Source organism: Klebsiella terrigena, assembly GCF_012029655.1.
Taxonomy (GTDB): Bacteria; Pseudomonadota; Gammaproteobacteria; order Enterobacterales; family Enterobacteriaceae; genus Klebsiella; species Klebsiella terrigena.
Genome location: NZ_CP050508.1, coordinates 4175606 through 4196070, shown reverse-complemented (window position 1 = coordinate 4196070; position 20465 = coordinate 4175606). Strand labels below are relative to the sequence as shown.

Annotated in this window: 17 protein-coding genes; 13 read left to right on the top strand and 4 right to left on the bottom strand. The window is 62.9% G+C overall.

Annotated features, from left to right (window positions below; translation table 11 throughout):
* Positions 1 to 9 precede the first annotated feature (9 nt).
* Positions 10 to 3114: an efflux RND transporter permease subunit gene (locus tag HCK03_RS19750; RefSeq protein ID WP_167692070.1), complete on the top strand. Its 3105-nt coding sequence runs from the start codon at positions 10 to 12 to the stop codon at positions 3112 to 3114.
* On the opposite strand, the gene HCK03_RS19745 is transcribed toward HCK03_RS19750, so the two are convergent.
* Both HCK03_RS19745 and HCK03_RS19740 read right to left on the bottom strand, forming a co-directional pair.
* Complete coding sequence (locus HCK03_RS19745) at positions 3111 to 3839, bottom strand: phosphodiester glycosidase family protein (RefSeq protein ID WP_143717077.1); 729 nt, start codon at positions 3837 to 3839, stop codon at positions 3111 to 3113. The genes HCK03_RS19750 and HCK03_RS19745 overlap by 4 nt on opposite strands.
* Positions 3840 to 3888: 49 nt before the next feature.
* Complete coding sequence (locus HCK03_RS19740; RefSeq protein ID WP_041144489.1) at positions 3889 to 5004, bottom strand: YbdK family carboxylate-amine ligase; 1116 nt, start codon at positions 5002 to 5004, stop codon at positions 3889 to 3891.
* A 362-nt stretch (positions 5005 to 5366) separates the two neighbouring features.
* Here HCK03_RS19740 and HCK03_RS19735 point away from each other — a divergent pair, with 362 nt between their 5' ends.
* From HCK03_RS19735 to HCK03_RS19705, 7 genes are read left to right on the top strand one after another with little or no spacing between them, the layout of a single operon-like run.
* Positions 5367 to 7031 carry an ABC transporter substrate-binding protein gene (locus tag HCK03_RS19735; RefSeq protein WP_115193372.1) on the top strand — a complete coding sequence of 555 codons (1665 nt, stop codon included), beginning with the start codon at positions 5367 to 5369 and terminating at the stop codon, positions 7029 to 7031.
* A gap of 18 nt (positions 7032 to 7049) precedes the next feature.
* Positions 7050 to 8003 (top strand): ABC transporter permease, encoded by a 954-nt coding sequence (locus HCK03_RS19730; RefSeq protein WP_041144491.1) that lies wholly within the window; start codon positions 7050 to 7052, stop codon positions 8001 to 8003.
* Positions 8004 to 8005: 2 nt separating this feature from the next.
* Positions 8006 to 8899 carry an ABC transporter permease gene (locus HCK03_RS19725; RefSeq protein WP_041144492.1) on the top strand — a complete coding sequence of 298 codons (894 nt, stop codon included), beginning with the start codon at positions 8006 to 8008 and terminating at the stop codon, positions 8897 to 8899.
* Between the two features lie 3 nt (positions 8900 to 8902).
* Entirely contained in the window at positions 8903 to 9946 is a 1044-nt protein-coding gene (locus HCK03_RS19720; RefSeq protein ID WP_123551063.1) for an ABC transporter ATP-binding protein, read from the top strand.
* Entirely contained in the window at positions 9936 to 10946 is a 1011-nt protein-coding gene (locus HCK03_RS19715; RefSeq protein ID WP_041144494.1) for an ABC transporter ATP-binding protein, read from the top strand. Before HCK03_RS19720 ends, HCK03_RS19715 begins: the two co-directional genes overlap by 11 nt.
* Positions 10947 to 10964: 18 nt before the next feature.
* Positions 10965 to 12149 carry an amidase gene (locus HCK03_RS19710; RefSeq protein WP_167692069.1) on the top strand — a complete coding sequence of 395 codons (1185 nt, stop codon included), beginning with the start codon at positions 10965 to 10967 and terminating at the stop codon, positions 12147 to 12149.
* Complete coding sequence (locus HCK03_RS19705) at positions 12139 to 13407, top strand: Zn-dependent hydrolase (RefSeq protein ID WP_167692068.1); 1269 nt, start codon at positions 12139 to 12141, stop codon at positions 13405 to 13407. Before HCK03_RS19710 ends, HCK03_RS19705 begins: the two co-directional genes overlap by 11 nt.
* Positions 13408 to 13439: 32 nt before the next feature.
* On the opposite strand, the gene pdxR is transcribed toward HCK03_RS19705, so the two are convergent.
* The gene (gene pdxR, locus HCK03_RS19700; protein ID WP_041144497.1) at positions 13440 to 14906 is read right to left on the bottom strand and encodes a MocR-like pyridoxine biosynthesis transcription factor PdxR; all 1467 of its coding nucleotides are present in this window, start codon (positions 14904 to 14906) and stop codon (positions 13440 to 13442) included.
* A 232-nt stretch (positions 14907 to 15138) separates the two neighbouring features.
* On the opposite strand from pdxR, the gene HCK03_RS19695 reads away from it, so the two are divergent.
* Genes HCK03_RS19695 through HCK03_RS19680 form a run of 4 tightly spaced genes read left to right on the top strand, consistent with a single transcriptional unit; the run spans position 15139 to position 18112 of the window.
* Complete coding sequence (locus HCK03_RS19695) at positions 15139 to 15990, top strand: transporter substrate-binding domain-containing protein (protein ID WP_115193367.1); 852 nt, start codon at positions 15139 to 15141, stop codon at positions 15988 to 15990.
* 47 nt (positions 15991 to 16037) lie between these two features.
* Positions 16038 to 16679 (top strand): amino acid ABC transporter permease, encoded by a 642-nt coding sequence (locus HCK03_RS19690; RefSeq protein ID WP_041144499.1) that lies wholly within the window; start codon positions 16038 to 16040, stop codon positions 16677 to 16679.
* A 13-nt stretch (positions 16680 to 16692) separates the two neighbouring features.
* Positions 16693 to 17358: an amino acid ABC transporter permease gene (locus HCK03_RS19685; protein WP_041144500.1), complete on the top strand. Its 666-nt coding sequence runs from the start codon at positions 16693 to 16695 to the stop codon at positions 17356 to 17358.
* Entirely contained in the window at positions 17351 to 18112 is a 762-nt protein-coding gene (locus HCK03_RS19680; protein WP_041144501.1) for an amino acid ABC transporter ATP-binding protein, read from the top strand. Before HCK03_RS19685 ends, HCK03_RS19680 begins: the two co-directional genes overlap by 8 nt.
* A 50-nt stretch (positions 18113 to 18162) precedes the next feature.
* Here the strand turns inward: HCK03_RS19680 and HCK03_RS19675 are convergent, their stop codons facing one another.
* Positions 18163 to 18927: an SDR family NAD(P)-dependent oxidoreductase gene (locus HCK03_RS19675; RefSeq protein WP_167692067.1), complete on the bottom strand. Its 765-nt coding sequence runs from the start codon at positions 18925 to 18927 to the stop codon at positions 18163 to 18165.
* Positions 18928 to 19107: 180 nt separating this feature from the next.
* On the opposite strand from HCK03_RS19675, the gene HCK03_RS19670 reads away from it, so the two are divergent.
* Positions 19108 to 20445, top strand: a complete 1338-nt coding sequence (locus HCK03_RS19670) for an aspartate aminotransferase family protein (RefSeq protein ID WP_143967572.1) — start codon at positions 19108 to 19110, stop codon at positions 20443 to 20445.
* The last annotated feature ends 20 nt before the right edge of the window (positions 20446 to 20465 follow it).

The following is a 20465-nucleotide window of genomic DNA, read 5'->3' as shown; positions in this document are numbered from 1 at the left end:
GGAGAAGGGATGCTGACGTTTTTTATCCGTCGCCCGCGCTTTGCTATGGTGATTGCGCTGCTGATAACCTTTGCTGGCGCGGTGGCGCTGAAGCTGATTCCGGTTGAGCAGTATCCACAGATTACGCCGCCGGTGGTGAGCGTCAGCGCCAGCTGGCCGGGCGCCAGCGCGGCAGACGTGGCCGAGGCCATCGCCGCGCCGCTGGAAACCCAGCTCAACGGCGTTGACCATATGCTCTATATGGAGTCCACCAGCTCCGACGAGGGGACCTACAGCCTGAGCCTGACCTTCGCGGCCGGTACCGACGCCGACCTGGCGGCGATCGACGTGCAAAACCGCGTCTCGCAGGCGGTGGCGCAGCTGCCCGCTGAGGTGCAGCAGAACGGGGTGCAGGTGCGCAAGCGGGCGACCAATCTGCTGATGGGGATCAGCCTCTATTCGCCGACGGAAACGCTCTCGCCGCTGTTTGTCAGCAACTATGCCAGTACCCAGGTGCGCGAAGCGCTGGCCCGGCTGCCGGGCGTCGGCGAGGTGCAGATGTTCGGCGCCCGCGACTACAGCATGCGCGTCTGGCTGCGTCCGGATCGCATGAATGCGCTGAACGTCACCAGCGAAGATATCGCCCAGGCGCTGCGCGAGCAGAACGTGCAGGGCGCCGCCGGGCAGGTGGGGACGCCGCCGGTCTTTAACGGCCAGCAGCAAACGCTGACCATCAACGGTATCGGGCGCCTGAGCGATGCGGCAAGCTTCGGCCAGATAGCGATCCGCAGCGGCGAGCAGGGGCAGCTGGTGCGCCTGGCCGAGGTGGCAACCATCGAGCTCGGCGCCCGCAGCTACAGCTCCGGCGCGCAGCTCAACGGCCGCGACTCGGCCTATCTGGGGGTTTATCCGACGCCGACCGCCAACGCGCTGCAGGTAGCCAGCGCGGTGCGCGCCGAGCTCACGCGGCTACACGCGCGCTTCCCGCCGGATCTCACCTGGGAGGTGAAATTCGACACCACGCGTTTTGTGTCGGCGACAATCAAAGAGATTGGCGTTTCGCTGGTGCTCACCCTGCTGGCGGTAGTCGCGGTGGTTTCGCTGTTCCTGCAAAGCTGGCGGGCGACGCTGATCGTCGCGCTGGCGATCCCGGTCTCGCTGATCGGCACCTTTGCGGTGCTCTATCTGCTGGGCTACAGCGCCAATACCCTCAGCCTGTTTGCGGCGATCCTCGCCCTGACGATGGTGGTGGACGACGCCATCGTGGTGGTGGAGAGCGTCGAGAGCCAGATGGCGGAAGGCCTGAGCCGCCTTGAGGCCACCGCCCAGGCGTTGCGCCAAATCGCCGGGCCGGTTATCGCCACCACCCTGGTGCTGCTGGCGGTGTTCGTGCCGGTGGCGCTGCTGCCGGGCATCGTCGGCGAGCTTTATCGCCAGTTTGCGGTCACCCTCTCCACGGCGGTCACGCTGTCGAGCGTGGTGGCGCTGACGCTGACGCCGGCTCTGTGCGCGCTGCTGCTGCGCCCGCGACCGGCGCAGCCCGCGGCCGTCTGGCGGCTGTTCAATCGCGGCCTCGATGGCCTGCGCGACGGCTACGGGGCGATCGTCGCCCGCATGAACCGCCGTCCGTGGCTGGCGCTGGCGGCGGTCGCGCTGGCCGCCGGGGCGGTGGCGTTCAGCTTCAGCAGCATGCCGAAGGGCTTTCTGCCCGAGGAAGATCAGGGCTACTTTTTCGCCAGCGTCCAGCTGCCGGAGGCGGCTTCGCTGGAGCGCACCGAGGCGGTAATGTCCCAGGCGCGCGAGCTGCTGCTGGCCAACCCGGCGGTGGAGGACGTCATTCAGGTGTCGGGCTTCAATATTTTGAACGGCACCAGCGCCTCAAACGGCGGGTTTATCTCGGTGATGCTGAAAGACTGGCACCGGCGCCCGCCGCTGGAGCAGGTGATGAGCAAGCTACAGGGGCAGCTGCTGGCCCTGCCGGAGGCGACGATTATGGCCTTTGCGCCGCCGACGCTGCCGGGGTTGGGCAACGCCTCGGGCTTTAACCTGCGCATTCTGGCCCAGGCCGGGCAGTCGTCGGCGGAGCTGGAGCGCGAGGCGCTGCAGGTGCTGCAAATCGCCAACCAGCATCCGCAGCTGAGCCGGGTCTTTACCACCTGGAGCAGCAGCGTGCCGCAGCTGACGCTTACCGTTGACCGCGATCGCGCCGCCCGCCTGGATGTCCCGGTTTCGCGGATCTTCAGCAGCCTGCAGACGGCATTTGGCGGCACCCGCGCCGGGGACTTTAGCATCAATAATCGGGTCTACCACGTGGTGATACAAAACGAGATGCAGTGGCGCGAGCGGGCGGAGCAGATAAGCGAGCTCTACGTGCGCAGCAACCACGGCGAGCGGGTGCGGCTGAGCAATCTGGTCACCGTTACCCCGGCGGTGGGGGCGCCGTTTATCCAGCAGTACAATCAGTCCCCGTCGGTTTCGATAAGCGGATCGGCGGCTGAGGGCGTCAGCAGCCGGGCGGCGATGGCGGCAATGGCGGCGATTCTGCAGGCCCATCTGCCGCAGGGGTACGACTACGCCTGGAGCGGGATCTCGTGGCAGGAGCAGCAGACCGGCAACCAGGCTATCTGGATCGTGCTGGCGGCGGTGGCGATGGCGTGGCTGTTCCTCGTCGCGCAGTATGAAAGCTGGACGCTGCCGGCGAGCGTGATGCTGTCGGTGCTGTTCGCCATCGGCGGGGCGCTGCTGTGGCTGTGGGTAGCCGGCTACGCCAACGACGTGTACGTGCAGATTGGCCTGGTGCTGCTCATCGCGCTGGCGGCGAAGAACGCGATCCTGATCGTCGAGTTTGCCCGCGCGAAGCGCGAAGAGGGGATGCCGATTGCCGATGCCGCCCGGGAAGGGGCCACCCGCCGCTTCCGCGCGGTGCTGATGACCGCGGTCTCGTTTATTATCGGGATCGTACCGATGATGTTCGCCACCGGCGCCGGGGCGCAGAGTCGGCGGATTATCGGCACCACCGTGTTCAGCGGCATGCTGGTGGCGACGGTAATCGGCATTCTGTTTATCCCCACGCTGTTCGTTCTCTTTCAGCGCCTGCGCGAGTGGGGGCACCGCCGGATGTCGGCCCGGCGCTAGCGGGCTTCCACCGTAATCATGCTGACGAACGGATGGTACTGCCAGGGCACGCTGCCGCCCTGCTGGTACATTTTCGAAATCGTGCCGTCGAGGTAGAGCATCTGCCGGACGTTGAGCTTTGACTGCGCGTAGCAGGCGAAATCGTAGAAGTTGGTTTCGCGCTCGCTGAGCATGAATATCACCTGACCCTGGCGGGTGAGGCCGACGCCGTTGCGCAGCTTGCGCGATCCGGCGGACGGCTTCAGCCGCCAGTTTATCCTGCCGTTTTCAATCAGCATCGGGCCGGACTGCACGGCGTAATCGATGGCCGGCGACGGCCGGTATTTATCGATGCTGACGATCCCCGCCTGCTGGCCTTTGACAAAAAAGACCCCGCCGGGACGAATGAAAAAGTTGCCGCCGCCGGAGGCGCGGTTGAGCGCAACCCTCTGTTTGCCCTTTTCGATATAGAGCCCCAGCGGCGCATAGGCCTTATCGTAAATCCCGCCGTTCATCGCCATCCGCACCCGGCCGTCGCGGTTGATATCCGCCAGCAGCGATCGCAGGGAGCCCCAGGCGCTGCCGTCGCCGTTTTTCCAGTACATGGCGATCCGCTCCTGCTGCGGATTGACGGCGTAGCTTTGCAGCGTCAGCGACGGGTCGGTGAGGGCGCATTTTGCGGCGGCAAAGGCCGAAAACGGCAACAGCATAAGCGCGACGAGTCGCGGCGAGAGGCGCGGAGGCATGGGCATTCCTTGAGGCGGTAAAGGCGGGCAGTATACCTTTTTGCCGCCGCTACGCCGCCCAGATCTCGCAGTGCTTTTGCACCAGGCCGATCAGCGAGCCGCCGTTGGCGACAAATTCGCGCATCCGCTGGGCCTCGCTGCGATCCTGCTGCGCCTGGCGCACGATGGCGTCAAGGGCGCTGGTGGCGTTGAGCCTGTGGGCGAAGGGCGCCAGGCGCTCCGCCAGGCGTAAAATCTCTTCCCGAATGCTGCGCTGCTCGCCGGAGTGGACGTCGGTGACGATCCCCTCAAGGCCGTAGCGGCAGGCCTGGTAGCGGTTGAAGGGATAGAGCAGATAGTCCTCGGCCTGCGGCTTAAACGGCCTTTCCGCCAGCAGCCAGCAGGCAATTATCTGAATATAGCCGGCGATATTCACCGCCTGCGCCACGGTCAGCGGGGTATCCATCACCCGCACCTCAACGGTGCCGAAGCGCGGGCTGGGGCGGATGTCCCAGTGCAGGTCCTTCATGCTGTCGATCATGCTGGTATAGCTGAGGCGCCGGAACAGCCCGTTAAACGCCTGCCAGCTGGTAACCCACGGCATCGGACCGTTGTCGGGGTAGGCGGAAAAGAGGTTCAGTCGGGCGGTGGCGAAGCCGCTGTCGGCCCCGTCGAGCCAGGGCGATGCCGCGTTAAGGGCAATGAAATGCGGCACGAAGCGCGACAGCCCGTGGACAAGGTAAATCGCATCGTCGCCGTTTTGGCAGCCAACGTGGACGTGCTGGCCGAACACCGTTGACTGCTGGGCGAGGTAGCCAAAGTGCTCGACGGTTTTCAGGTAGCGCGGGTTGCTGCTGATCTGCTGGCGCTGCCAGGCCTGAAACGGATGGGTGCCGCCGCCGCAGATTTGCAGATGCTGCTGCGCGCCGGCGCGCAGTATCTCCTGCTGAATAGTCGTCAGCTGCGCCATCGCCTGGTGGATGTCGCGGCAAATCCCGGTCGCCACCTCCAGCATGCTCTCGGTGATGTCGTGCTTCACCTCCCCGGCGGGAATGGCGTCCTCCACGGCGGCAATCAGCGCCGAGGAGTCCTGGCTCAGATCGTATCCCGGCGGGTTGACCACCTGCAGCTCCAGCTCGATACCGAGCGTAAAAGGCGCCGAAACGTGAAAATCAGGTAATGACATGGCGATTCCTTGCGTACGGATATGCAGGAAGTATAGGTAAAATTTCTCCGGCTTAGCGTCGGCCCCCTCAGGCGATCGGCGCGAGCCCTTATAAATAAAGCAGAATTATGAATTTATTTTATATTAAGTTGCGCTGCGTTATTATTACCTGCCGCGACAAAATAGGCTGGTGCAGTTCTGCAACATATTTCACAACGGCGGTGCGCAAGCATAAGCTGTTATTATTTTATCAATATATATCATGTAGATAGTATAATTTATTCTTATTTTATAAGCGCTTTCACACTTATTTTCCTTGCTTTCAGAAGTGGTATGCATCTTGCCTGTTAAATAACGACTTTTTATTTAACAGGGACAATGTGATGCTCAAAAATACCTTACCTTTGCGTAAACGCCGCCCCCTCGTCGCCGCGGCCGGCGCGCTGGCGCTGCTGACCTCCCTGCAGGCGAGCGCCTCAACGCTGCGGATCGCGATGACCGCCGCCGATATCCCGTTAACCCTCGGGCAGCCTGACCAGGGCTATGAAGGCAACCGCTTTACCGGCATCCCGCTGTATGACGCGCTGGTGGAGTGGGACCTCTCGCAGGGGGAGAAACCGAGCGGGCTGGTGCCGGGCCTGGCGACGGAGTGGCACGTCGATCCGCAAAATCAGACCCGCTGGATCTTTACCCTGCGCCCCGGGGTGAAGTTTCATGACGGCACCGAGGTTAACGCCGACGCCATCGTCTGGAACGTTGATAAGGTCCTGAACAAAACGGCCCCGCAGTATGCGCCAGGGCAGATCGGCAATACGCTGTCCCGCATGCCGACGCTAACCGGGGCCGAAAAAATTGACGATCGCACCGTGGCGCTCACCACTTCCGAAGCCGATGCCCTGCTGCCGTACAATATTACCAACCTGTTTATCGTCTCGCCGACGGCATGGCAGAAGCTGTATGCCGCGGTGCCGGCCAGCGCCGGCGATACCGCCGCGCGCAGCAAGCTGGCGTGGACGGAGTTCGCCGCCCACGCGGTGGGCAGCGGCCCGTTCAAAATGGAAAAACTGGTTCCCCGCCAGCAGCTGATCCTCGATAAAAACCCGGACTACTGGAATAAAGATCGCATCCCGCGGGTCGATAAGGTGGTGCTGATCCCGCTCCCGGAGGCCAACGCCCGCACCGCGGCGCTGCTGTCGAAGCAGGTGGACTGGATTGAGGCCCCGGCCCCGGACGCGGTGGATCAAATTAAATCCCAGGGCTTTAAAATCTACGCCAACACCCAGCCGCACCTGTGGCCGTGGCAGTTCTCATTCGAAAAGGGCTCGCCGTGGCAGGATATTCGCGTGCGCAAGGCGGCCAACCTGTGCCTTAACCGCGCGGAGCTGAAGAGCTACCTCGGCGGCTATATGACCGAAGCGACCGGCGTCTACGAGGCCGACAGCCCGTGGCACGGCAAGCCCACTTTCCAGATCAAATATGACCCGGAAACCGCCCGTAAGCTGATGACCGAAGCCGGCTACAGCGCCGGTAAACCGCTGCACGTCACCGTCGCCACCTCTGCCTCCGGCTCTGGACAGATGCAGCCGCTGCCGATGAACGAGTACATTCAGCAGAGCCTGAAAAGCTGCTTCTTTAACGTCGACATCAAGGTGACCGAATGGAACACCCTGTTCACCAACTGGCGCCTCGGGGCAAAAGACCCTTCGGCAAAAGGCATTGATGCCATCAACGTCAGCGCGGCGGTTAACGACCCTTACTTCGGCATGATCCGCTTCTCGACCGCCAAAGCGTTCCCGCCGGTGGCGACCAACTGGGGCTACTTCTCCACCCCGGAGACCGAAAAGCTGGCGACCGCGGTGAAGCACGCCTTTACCCCCGATGAGATGAATAAGGCGGCCGGCGAGCTGCACGCCGCGCTGGTGGACCAGGTGCCGTTCCTGTTCGTCGCGCACGACGTGGGGCCACGGGCCATTTCGCCGGCGGTGAGCGGCGTGGTGCAGCCGCAGAGCTGGTTTATCGATCTCAGCCTGGTAAGTAAGAAAGAGTAATCGTGACGGGAGCCAAAGATGATCAATACGCTGCTGTACCGCGTTCTGCTGGCCGTGCCGACCATGCTCGGCGTGGCGATAATCTGTTTTATGCTGGTGCAGATCGCGCCGGGGGACCCGCTGGTGTCGGTGATGCCGCCGGACGCCTCGGAGGCGCTGCGCCAGACGCTGATGCAGGCCTACGGTTTTGATAAACCGCTGCCGCTGCAGTTCGTTCACTGGCTGTGGCGAGCGCTGCACGGCGACCTGGGGATGTCGGTCGCTACCGGCCGCCCGGTGATCGGCGAAGTGATGACCGCCGTCAGCTACTCCCTGCGCCTGGCGCTGCTGGCGACGATTATCGGCTTCGTGCTCGGCAGCCTGTTCGGCTTTGTCGCCGGCTATTTTCGCAACAGCATTATCGATCGCCTGGCATCGGTGCTGTCGGTGTTTGGCGTCAGCGTGCCGCACTACTGGCTGGGAATGCTGCTGGTGATCGCCTTTAGCGTCAAGCTGGCGGTCCTGCCCGCCACCGGCGGCGGGCCGATCGGCGAAATCGGCTGGCAGTGGGACTGGCAGCATCTGCAGTTTATGCTGCTGCCGGCGATAACCCTGTCGGTTATCCCGACCGGGATCATCGCCCGCACCGTGCGCTCGCAGGTTGCCGATATTCTCAGCCAGGAGTTTATCGTCGGGCTGCGTGCCCGTGGCCTTGGCGAATCGCGCATTTTCCTCCACGTGGTGAAAAATGCCGCCCCCACCGCGCTGGCGGTGATGGGGCTGCAGGTGGGCTATCTGATGGGCGGCTCGATTCTGGTGGAAACGGTGTTCTCGTGGCCCGGCACCGGCCTGTTGCTCAACACCGCTATCTTCCAGCGCGATCTGCCGCTGCTGCAGGGCACCATCTGGGTGCTGGCGCTGTTCTTCGTGCTGCTCAATCTGCTGGTGGATATGCTGCAAACCGCCCTCGACCCGCGCATTAAGAGGAGCTAACCATGGTGGATACCTTGACGACAAAAGCGCGACCCGCATCCGTGGCCATCCCCGCCCGCCAGGGCTACTGGCACGGCGTATTCCGCCGCCTGCTGCGCGATCCCGGCGGCGTGGCGGTCGGGTCAATCATCCTGCTGCTGCTCATTCTGGCGCTGTTTGGCCCGTGGCTGATCGCAAAAGACCCTTACCAGACGTCGATGTTTCTGCGCCTGAAGCCGATTGGCACCGACGGCTTCCCGCTGGGCTCCGACGAGCTGGGCCGGGATATGCTGTCGCGGCTGATCCTCGGCACCCGGCTGTCGCTGTTTATGGGGATTGTCCCGGTGGTCTTCGCCTTTTTCATCGGCGGCGCTATCGGCATCGTTGCCGGCTACGCGGGCGGCAAAACTAACACCATCATCATGCGCACCGTCGACGTGTTCTACGCCTTTCCCTCGGTGCTGCTGGCGATCGCGCTCTCCGGCGCGCTGGGCGCCGGCATCGGCAATGCGCTGCTGTCATTAACGCTGGTATTTGTCCCGCAGGTGGCGCGCATCGCCGAAAGCGTCACCGCCCAGGTGCGGCACATGGACTATATCGACGCCGCCCGGGCAACCGGGGCCAGCGCGCTGACCATTATCCGCGTTCAGGTATTGGGCAACGTGCTGGGGCCGATCTTCGTCTTCTCAACCGGTTTAATTTCGGTCTGCATGATCCTCGCCTCCGGGCTCTCGTTCCTTGGCCTCGGCGTGCGTCCGCCCGAGCCGGAGTGGGGATTGATGCTCAACACGCTGCGCACGGCGATTTACACCCAGCCGTGGGTGGCGGCCCTGCCGGGATTGATGATTTTTATCACCTCCATTTCGTTCAATATCCTCGCCGACCGCCTGCGCGCGGCGATGGCGATCAAGGAGTAAACGATGCAACCTTTTGTCAATATTGACCTCGGCGGCCCGGCCCAGCCGCTGCTGCAGGTCAACAATCTGTTGAAGTACTTTCGCGCCGGCGGCGGAAAGGGACATGAAGTGGTGCAGGCGGTGGATGACGTCAGCTTTACGGTGGTCAAAGGCGAAACGCTGGGCGTCGTCGGGGAGTCGGGCTGCGGGAAATCAACCACCGCGCGGCTGCTGATGCAGCTCCTGAACCAGGATCGCGGCGAGCTGGTTTTCGACGGGCTGGAGGTGGGATCGTCCCGCCTGCCGATGAAAGAGTACCGTCGCCAGGTGCAGATGGTGTTTCAGGATAGCTACGCCTCGCTCAACCCGCGGATGACCATGGAGGAGAGCATCGCCTTCGGCCAGCGCGTGCATGGGGTCAGCGCGAAGGAGGCCAGCGAGTACGCGCGCTATCTGCTGGCGCACGTGGGCCTTGAGCCGGGGCGCTTCGCCCACCGCTATCCGCACGAGCTCTCCGGCGGCCAGCGCCAGCGGGTGAACATCGCCCGCGCGCTGGCGATGAAGCCGCGGCTGGTGATCCTCGACGAAGCGGTTTCGGCGCTGGATAAATCGGTAGAGGCGCAGGTGCTGCAGCTTTTGCAGGAGCTGAAGCGCACGCTGGAGCTGACCTACGTATTTATCAGCCACGACCTGCACGTGGTGCGCTGGCTGTCGGACCGGATCCTGGTGATGTATCTCGGCGAGGTGGTGGAAATCGGGCCGGCGGAGCAGCTGTTTACCGCTTCGGCCCATCCCTATACCCGGGCGCTGCTGAGTTCGATGCCGTCGATGGACCCGCAAAACCGCACCCTGACCTCGCCGCTCAGCGGCGATCCGCCCAGCCCGATTTCCCCTCCGACGGGCTGCCGCTTCCATACCCGCTGCCCGCACGCCAGAGCGGTCTGCGCCGAGGTGAAACCTACTCTCGAAAGCGTGGGGGAGGGGCACCAAAGCGCCTGCCTGATGGCGCAGCCGGCGTCGCCCTGGCATCAGGCTGTCACCGTACGGGAGGTGCGCCATGTCGCATGAAGCCTTTGTCCATATCCGCGACCTGCGGGTTGAGTTCCGCCGCGACGGTCAGACGATCAATGCGGTTAACGGCGTCTCTTTTGATGTGCAAAAAGGAGAGGTGCTGGCGCTGATTGGCGAGTCTGGCTCCGGAAAAAGCGTGACCCTCAGGGCGCTGATGCGCCTGCATCCGCCTAAAAGCAGCGTTCTTTCCGGAACCCTGCGGGTGGATGGCGAAGCGGTGCTGGAGATGAACGCTTCCCGGCTGCGGCGCTATCGCGGCGCGCGCTGCGCCATGATATTTCAGGAGCCGCTGCTGGCCTTCGACCCGGTCTATACCGTCGGGCAGCAGATTAGCGAAGGCCTGCGCCGCCATGAAGGGCTTTCGCGCCCGGCGGCAAGGGAGCGGGCGCTGGAGGCGCTGCGTCAGGTGCGCATTCCGAGCCCCGAGCGGCGGCTGGATGCCTATCCGCACGAGATGTCCGGCGGGATGCGCCAGCGGGCGATGATCGCCCTCGCGCTGTCGTGCAACCCGCAGCTGCTGCTGGCGGATGAGCCGACCACCGCCCTCGACGCGACGGTGCAGATCCAGATCCTGATCCTGCTGCGCGAGCAGCAAAAGGAGCGCGGGCTGTCGATTATCTTTGTTACCCACGACATCGGCGCGGCGGTGGAGATTGCCGACCGCGTGGCGGTGATGTACGCCGGGCGCATCGTCGAAGAGGCGTCGATGGAGGATATTCTCTACCGTCCGCGCCACCCTTATACCCAGGTTCTGCTGGGCAGCCGCCCGAAAGAGGGGCTGAAAAAAGGCGATGCCCTGCGCTGCATCCCCGGTTCGCCGCCGGATCTGGCGCGCCTGCCGGCGGGCTGCGCGTTTGCCGACCGCTGTCCCCACGCGAGGGCGGCCTGCGGGCAAAGCCAGCCGGCGACGGAGCAGGCTGGCGAGCGCCACGTGGTGAGCTGCCATCGCTGGCGGGAGCTGGCCGCCAGCGTCGAGAGCCCGGCGCAGTACGCCTGATTAATAAAGGAGACAAGCATGCAGGATGATATTCGCGCGTTTATGCCCTATCCGGCGCACCCGGTGCCGCACGCGCACGGCGGGCCGCTAAGCGGTATGACTTTTGCGGTAAAAGATCTGTTCGACGTGGCGGGCTACCCGACCGGCGGCGGCAATCCGCATCTGCTGGCGCTCTCGGGGATTAAAAGCCGCACCGCGCCGGTCGTGCAGAGGCTGCTGGATAGCGGCGCCCGCTTTATGGGTAAAACCCACACCAGCGAGCTGGCCTATTCGATGAGCGGCCACAACATGCATTACGGCACCCCGCGCAACGGCGCTGCGCCGAATCACATCCCCGGCGGCTCCTCTTCGGGGTCGGCCTCGGCGGTCTCCAGTGCGGTCTGCGATTTTGCTCTCGGCACCGACACCGGCGGCTCGGTGCGCACGCCGGCGAGCTACTGCGGGCTGTTCGGCCTGCGCCCCAGCCACGGGGGGATCTCCCTCGACGGCTGCCAGCCGCTGTGCGCCACCATGGATACCTGCGGCTTCTTTGCCCGCTCGGCGGAGGTCTTTCGCGCCGTCGCCGAATGCCTGCTCGGCGGCGAGCGCCCGGCGGTAGATGGCGTCAGGCTGACCAGCCACGAGGCGCTGTTTTCGCGCCTGCCGCTGCGCAGCCAGCAGGCGCTGCTGCCGGTACGCCAGCGTCTGGGCCGCGCTTTTGGTGAAATCGCCTCGCTCAGCGCGCCGCTGCCGGACGTCGACGAGATCTATCTCGCCTTCCGCCAGATCCAGGGCTATGAAGCCTGGCAGGCGCAGGGAGAGACGATTGAGCGCTACGGGCTGCAGCTGGGGCCGGACGTGCGCGAGCGCTTTCTGTGGGGAAAAGCGGTGACGGCGGCACAGTTCGACAGCGCCTGTCAGCTGCGGGCCCGCTTCAGCGACTGGTGGGATCGGCAGCTGGGCGAGGCCATCTTAGTGCTGCCGACGGTGCCAGACGGCGCGCCGCTGCTGACGGCGCAGGCCGCTGAAATTGAGGCGGTACGCCGCCTGTCGCACGATCTGCTGCTGATTTCCGTGATGACCCGGCGCCCGCAGGTGACGCTGCCGGTCGCTCAGGTGGGCGGCCTGCCGCTGGGTATTTCATTTTTGGGGCCGCGCGGCAGCGATCGTCTGCTGGTCGAGCTGGCCGCCGCATTTATGCAAGGAGAAGACCATGAGCAGTGATGTCCTTTTTACCCCGGTTGCCGGGATTGACGCCGGTCGGGTCAACGGCGAACGGCTGTGGGATTCGTTAATGGCGCTGGCGGAGATTGGCGCCACGGCGAAAGGCGGCTGCTGCCGTCTGACCTTAACCGATCTCGACAGGCAGGGGCGGGATCTGGTGATCGGCTGGGCGAAAGCGGCCGGGATGAGCGTCAGCGTGGATAAAATCGGCAACGTCTTTATGCGCCGGGAAGGGCGTAACCCGCAGCTGCCGCCGATCGTTTCCGGCAGCCATATCGATACCCAGCCCACCGGCGGCAAGTTTGACGGCAACTACGGCGTGCTGGCGGCGCTGGAGGTGGTGCGCACGCTCAACGATCTTGAGATCGAAACCGAAGCGCCGATTGAAGTGGTGTTCTGGACCAACGAGGAGGGCTCGCGCTTTGTGCCGGTGATGATGGGCTCCGGGGTCTTTGCCGGCATGTTTGCGCTGGAAGAGATCTATGCCGTACAGGATGCGGAAGGGAAAACGGTGGGCGAAGAGCTGGCGCGCATTGGCTATATCGGCAGCCAGACGCCGGGGGAGCGGCCGATCGGCGCCTACTTTGAAGCGCATATTGAGCAGGGCCCGATCCTCGAAGCCGAAGAGAAGGTGATTGGCGTGGTGCAGGGCGTGCTGGGCATTCGCTGGTACGACTGCGTGGTCAGCGGCCAGGAGTCACACGCCGGGCCGACGCCGATGCGCCTGCGCAAAGATGCCCTGCAGGTGGCTACCCACATTATGCAGGAGGTGGTGGCGATCGCCGGGCGCAGCGAAGAGGGGCGCGGGACCGTGGGCCGGGTGCAGGTCTATCCCAACAGCCGCAACGTGGTGCCGGGCGAAGTGACCTTCTCTATTGATATGCGCAATCTCAGCGACGCGCTGGTGGATGAGATGGACCGCCAGCTGCGGGAGTTTATCGCCAAAATCGAGCAGGAGAGCGGCCTCGCGGTGGCGCTAAAGGAGGTCAGCCACTATCCGGCGGCGCCGTTCCACGCCGAGTGTCAGGCGGCGATTGCCGCAGCGGCCCAGCGGCTGGGCTATCCGGCCCGCGAGATCGTCTCCGGCGCCGGGCATGACGCGGTCTACATGAGCTATCTGGCACCCACCGGCATGATTTTTATCCCCTGCAAGGACGGCATCAGCCATAACGAAATTGAGTACGCCTCGCCGGAGCACGTCACCGCCGGTGCTAACGTGCTGCTGCAGGTGATGCTGCAGTACGCCCGGGCGCTATAGTCCGACTCGCGCAACGGTAGCCCTTAGCCGGGCTACCCCATCTGCTCCAGCTGACCGCACAGTACCTCAACTCCCTGCTCGATGGCGTCGGGGTTGATGGCGTGAAACCCCATACGAAAGAAGTTATCCGGCGGCGCGTCGCTGAGAAAATGGCGCGCGCCGGGCTCAATCAGCACTCCCGCATGGGCGGCGCGCCAGGTGAGCTGCTGGGTATTGATATGTTCCGGCGTCGCCAGCCAAAAGGCGTTGGCGTACTCGCTGCCGGGGATGATCCGGCACTCCGGGAGATGGTTCTGCAGGGCGCTATTGAGCCGATCCCAGCGCTGGGCTGAGTCGTAATGGTAGCGCCGCAGGTGCGTTTCATAGTGCCCCTGGGCGAGGAAGTGCGCCATCTGATACTGAATATTGGTGGGCGGATGGCGATAGATCAGGCGCCGTAGCGCCCGCGCCTCGTCGATAAGATCCGGGTCGGCCACCATAAAGCCCAGGCGCAGCCCCGGCGACAGCGCTTTGGACAGGCTGCTGACGTACACCACCCGCCCGCTGCGATCGCTGGCCTTCAGCGCCGGCAGCGGGTTGAGCATAAAGTTACTCTCCGAATCGTAATCATCCTCCACGATCACCGCGTCGTGGCGCGCGGCGTATTCCAGCAGCTGGCTGCGCCGGGCTTTACTCATCGCCACGCCGGTGGGGACCTGGTGGCCGGGCGTCACGTAGTAGTAATCGCAGGGGGCCTCGTTGAGCACAATCCCTTCGTCATCCACCGGATGCGGCACGATGTCGGCATCCGCCAGCAGGAAGGTATTGATCGCCTCGCGAAAGCAGGGGTTCTCCACGCCGACCCGGGTGGCGGAGGACATCAGCAGGCGGGTGAGCAGGTAGAGCGCGTTCTGTGAACCGAGGGTTATCAGAATTTCATCCGCGGCGGCCACAATCCCGCGCTTCGGCAGCACCCGGGTGCGGATTTGCTCAATCAGCATCGGCACGTCCTGGTCAACGTGATCGACCACCCACGCCGGATCGCGCACGCCGCCGTGCAGCCAGTTGGCCGCCGAGCGCCAGGTGGCCAGCGGGAACTGGCGGGTATCCGGCTGGCCGTAGATAAACGGATAGCGGTAGTTCATCCAGCCTGCGGGTTTGAGAATCGACTCCTGCTGGCTGGGCGTCATCTGCAGCCGGGCGCTCCAGCGTGGTGCAGCGGCCTCGTCCTGCGGTGCACTTTGCACGGCGGCGCCGGCGGCGGGCTGCACATAATCCGGGTGCAGATAGAACCCGCTGCGCGGCCGGCTGATGAGATAGCCTTCGTTGACCAGACTTTCAAAAACCAGCGCCGTGGTATTGCGCGAGACCCGCAGCTGGCTGGCCAGCTGACGGCAGGAGGGGAGCGGGGTATCGGCGGCGAAGAAGCCGCTCAGAATGGCGTTAATCAGCGTCTCTCGCACCTGTTCCTGCAGCCCGCGATGCGGGTCGAAATCGACGTGTAAAAGGTGACGGATCATGCTCAGCTCCTTACGCAAAAACGGTATCGGTCATGCTGCAAACTCCATACCACCCTGAAAATGACTGACACATCTGCGCGGCGAATCTGGCTCTATGGGGAAATTGAAAACGCTCCCTACAGTAAGAAACCGTCTATCAGTCGTGGACCGGAACGTCCGTCGGCACATATTTTGCACAACCTTTCCGTGTTCCGGAGTGAACCAGTCTGGCGAATTAATAAGGGGTAGATTGATGAAAAAATCATTGGGTTCAGTTTGTCTGGGGGCCGTGATGGCAATGGCCTTTTCCTGGCATGCCGCCGCCGCCGATCTTCCGGCAATAGAAAAATCGGGCACCCTGAAGGTTGCGACCGAGGATGACTACGCGCCTTTTAACTTTATGAATAACGGCCAGGCGGATGGTTTTAACAAAGATATGCTCGATGAGTTACGCAAGTACGCGAAATTCAACGTTGACCAGAGCATCCTACCGTGGACCGGCCTGCTGGCGGCGGTCTCAACCGGCCAGTACGATATGGCCCTCACCGGCGCGGTGATTACCGACGACCGGCTGAAGGTGTTTGACTTCACTCCGCCGTGGGCGTCGGCCCAGCACTACTTCGTGAAACGCGCCGGGGACAACTCCCTCGACACCATCGCCGCCCTCAGCGGCAAAAAGGTCGGCCTGCAGGCCGGTAGCGCACTGCTGGCGCGACTGCCGGAGCTGAAAGCGATGCTGGAGAAAACCGGCGGCAAGCTTGGCCCAGTGGTGGAGTATCCCTCTTATCCGGAAGCCTATGCCGATCTTGCCAACAAGCGCCTTGATTACGTGATTAACGTGGTGATTTCGGTAAACGATCTGGCGAAGTCGAAGCCCAAAGTCTTTGCCAAAGGGCTGGCGGTGTCCGGTCCGGGCTATATGGCGTGGCCTATTCCGAAAAACTCACCGCAGCTTTTGGCCTATATGACCAAATTTATGAACCACATGCATGAAACGGGGCGTCTGGCTGAGCTGCAGAAAAAATGGTTTGGCGAAACCTACGATAACCTCCCGACGGAGGCGATAACCAGTCCTGAGCAGTTCCATAAGCTGGCGGGTCTGTAACACGTCGCGGCGGGCAACCGCCGCCTGTTGATGCGAAGGAGGGCCACATGGATGCAATTTCCTGGCAGTTATTGATTGAAGGCGCGTGGACGACCCTCTGGATTTCGGCCATTGCCATCGCCCTCGGGGTAGTGATTGGCCTGCTGATCGCCCTGGTTCGGATGATGCGAATTCCGCTTGTCGATCAGCTGCTGGTCGTCTATATCAGCCTCGCCCGCGCCACGCCGCTGGTGACGCTGGTGCTGTTTCTGTTCCTTTCGCTACCGACGATGGGGATTAACCTCGATAAGAACCTGTCGGCAATCGTGGCTCTGACGCTGAATACCTCGGCCTTTAACGCCGAGATCTGGCGCAACGCGTTTCGCACTTTCCCCCGCGACCAGCGCGAGGCCGCCGAATCCGTCGGCATGCGGCGCTGGACCTACTTCCGCTACATTATGCTGCCGCAAATGTGGATCGAGAGCCTGCCGGCGCTGGTGAACGAAATGTCCTTTTTGATTAAAGGCAGCCCGGCGATTGCGGTGATTGGGGTGGTGGACCTGACCCGCGTCACTAACCGCATCTCCTCGGTGACCTACGAACCCCTCTCGCCGATCCTCGCCGCGGGGCTGCTGTATGTGGTCATTATCGGGCTGCTGCTGAAGCTGCAGAGTATGGCGGAACGCAAAGCTAAACGCCTGGCGCGCTAAAACAGGAGATCCTATGAATCAGTGGGCCGTTATCTGGTCGGTGCGCGAGAGCTTTATTGCCGGTTTGCTTGCCACCCTTGAACTTTTTATCATCGCGGCGCTGGCCGGTTTATTTATCGGGATTGCGCTGTGCTATCTCAGCGAATATCAGAAGAAGTTCCTTAACCGGCTCATTATTGGCTTCGTCAGCCTGATGCGGGCCATTCCGTTTTTAATTCTCGCCTATCTGCTTTATTACGGACTGCCGGAAATCGGTATTAGCCTCGAGGCCTGGACGGCGGGGCTGGTGGCGCTGATTATCTATCACGGCGCCTATTTCTTTGAAATACTGCGCAGCCAGCGGCGGGTCTTCTCCAGCGGCTATATTGAGGCGGCGGTGGCCCAGGGCTTTTCGCGCTACAAAATATTTACCCGCATTATTCTGCCCAATATCGTTTCGTCGGCGCTGCCGCTGATGGGCAACCAGCTGATTATTTGCCTGAAAGATACCGCCTTTCTGAGCATTATCACCGTCCAGGAAATTACCGCCGCCGCCAACAGCGTCCAGGCGACCTATTTTATCCCGTTCAACGCGTTTATCGTCGCCATTGCGCTCTACTGGGCGATCGGCATTCTGCTGGAGCTGCTGATTAAGCGGCTGAGCGCCTGGGGAGCGAAAAGAGGAATGAGCCATGCCTGATTCAACCGCTGTCAGCATTAAAAACGTCTCCAAACAGTTCGATAATATTGAAGTGCTCCGCGACATCAACCTGACGGTTGAAAAAGGCTCGGTGGTCAGCATTCTGGGGTCGTCGGGCTCCGGAAAATCGACGCTGCTGCGCTGCATGAACTGGCTGGAGCAGCCGGATCGCGGCGAGATCCATATCGGCGGCCTGCGCCTCGGGGTCGATGAACACAGCGGCCGGGCGATGTCCCACCGCCAGCTGTCGAAGGTGCGAGAGCGGGTGGGCATGGTCTTCCAGAGCTTCAACCTGTGGCCGCACCTGACCGTGCAGCAGAACGTTAGCGAAGCCCTGCTGCACGTGAAGGGCATGAAGCGCGGCGAAGCCAACGAGATAGCCCTGCGCCAGCTGGAGAAGGTTGGCATGGCGCACAAGGCCGACGCCTGGCCGATCACTCTCTCCGGCGGGCAGAAGCAGCGGGTGGCGATTGCCCGCTCGCTGGCCATGTCTCCAGAGGTGATCCTGTTCGATGAACCGACTTCGGCGCTGGATCCTGAGCTGGTCAACGAAGTGCTGGGAGTGATGAAAGCGCTGGCGGCCGAGGGCTACACCATGGTGGTGGTGACCCACGAGATGGACTTTGCCCGCCAGGTCTCCGACGAGGTGGTGTTTCTGGAGAAGGGGCTGCTGATCGAGAAAGCGCCGCCGGAGAAGTTCTTCACTAACCCGGACTCCGAGCGGGTGCGGCAGTTTTTGCAGAGCAGCCGCTAGCGCTAAAAAGCCCGGTCGGCTGGCCGACCGGGCTTTCTCAATACGCTGCGTTAATCGCGATCGATGGCGAACGGCTGCCAGGCCTGACGTACCGGCATCACCTCCACGCGGTTGATATTCATATGATCCGGCAGGGTGGCGATATAGAACATCTGCCCGGCAATATCCTGCGCGCTCAGCGGCGTGGTGCCGCGATAGAGGTTATCGGATGCCGCCTGGTCGCCTTTGGTGCGTACCAGAGTGAATTCGGTCTCGGCGATCCCCGGCGCGAGGTCGGTGACCCGTACGCCGGTCCCCAGCAGGTCGCAGCGGAGGTTGTAGCTGAACTGCTTCACGAACGCCTTGCTTGCGCCGTAGACGTGGCTGCCCGGATAGGGCCACTGGCCGGCGATCGAGCCGATGTTGATAATCGAGGCCCCGGCGCCGTGCTTAATCAGCGTCGGCAGCAGCGCGTGGGTGACGTTGACCAGCCCGGTGACGTTGGTATCGATCATCGTTTTCCAGTCCTGCAGGTCAACCTTTTGCGCCGGCTGCGGCGCCAGCGCCAGCCCGGCGTTGTTGATTAAGGTTTTAATATCGGCGAAATCCGCCGGCAGCGCGGCCACCACCGCCTCCACCGCGTCGCTGTCGCGCACGTCGAGCTCGATAATATGCACCGGCACCTTCTGGCTCAGCGCATCCTTTAGCTTCTCCAGCCGCGCCAGACGGCGGCCGCTAAGCACCAGCGACCAGCCGGCCTCGGCAAAAACCTGCGCCGCCGCTTCGCCAAAACCCGAGGTTGCCCCGGTAATAAATACCACGTTGTTGGTCGTCATTTCATTCTCCTGTGTGCCTGGTCCTCCCACTATAAAAACCCGCGGCGGGCGCGCACAGGGCCAGTCGTCATGCGGCGATGTGACACCGTGTCACATCGCCTGCCGCGCACTGGCTCTATCCCTTTTTCGCCAATGCGCCCAATGATAGTGACAACAACAACGCCATCAGAGGGGCAGGGTATGAAGCTGGCACTACAAGACGATGTATCGGTAAGCAACGATGACGTACGCCAACTGGATCGCGCTTATGTATTTCACTCATGGTCGATGCAGGGCAATTTGAACCCGCTGGTGATTGCCGGAGCCAAAGGCTGCGAGCTGTGGGATTACGAAGGGAAAACGTACCTTGATTTCAGCAGCCAGCTGGTCAACGTCAATATCGGCTATCAGCATCCTCGGGTGCTGGCGGCGATGAAGGCGCAGCTGGAGGAGCTGGTGACCATCGCGCCGGCTACCGCCAACCTCGCGCGCGGCGAAGCGGCAAAGCGCATCGTCGAGCTGGCGCCGGAAGGCTTTAGCAAGGTGTTCTTCACCAACGCCGGCGCGGACGCCAACGAAAACGCGATCCGCATGGCGCGGCTGTATACCGGGCGCGATAAGGTGCTCTCCGCCTACCGCTCCTATCATGGCAATACCGGCAGCGCCATTGCCGCCACCGGCGACTGGCGCCGGGTGCCGAACGAGTATTCGCGCGGCCACGTTCACTTCTTCAACCCGTACCTCTACCGCAGCGAATTCAATGCCACCAGCGAAGAGGAGGAGTGCCAGCGCGCGCTGGCGCACCTGCGCAGAATGATCGAGTGCGAAGGTCCCGGCGCGATTGCCGCGATCCTGCTGGAGTCTATTCCGGGCACCGCCGGGATCCTCGTGCCGCCGGATGGCTATATGCAGGGCGTGCGGGCGCTGGCCGACGAGTTTGGCATCGTGCTGATCCTCGATGAAGTGATGTCCGGCTTTGGCCGCACCGGCAGCTGGTTTGCCTTTGAGCAGGATGGGATTGTGCCGGATCTGGTGACCTTCGCCAAAGGGGTTAACGCCGGCTACGTACCGGCGGGTGGGGTGCTGATCAGCGAGCCGATTGCCCGCCACTTTGACGACCACTTCTTTGCCGGCGGCCTGACCTACTCCGGCCACCCGCTGGCGATGGCGGCCATCGTGGCCACTATCGACGCGATGAAAGAGGAAAAGATCGTCGAAAATGCGGCGACGATTGGCAACGGCGTACTGCGCCAGGGGCTGGAGGCGCTGGCGCAGAAGCACGCTATCATCGGCGAGGTGCGCGGGCGTGGGCTGTTCCAGGCGCTGGAGCTGGTCAGCAGCCGCGCGCGCAAAACGCCGCTGGCGGCCTCCGATATGGCGGCGATCAAGGGGGCATTAACCGAGGCCGGACTGCTGGCCTTCGTGGTGGAAAACCGCATCCACGTGGTGCCGCCGTGCACCATCAGCGCCGAGCAGGTCGCCAAAGGGCTGGCTATTTTTGACGCGGTATTCGCCCGGTTTGCCTCTCTGGCGGAGTAGAACAGACGCCGCGACCGCTT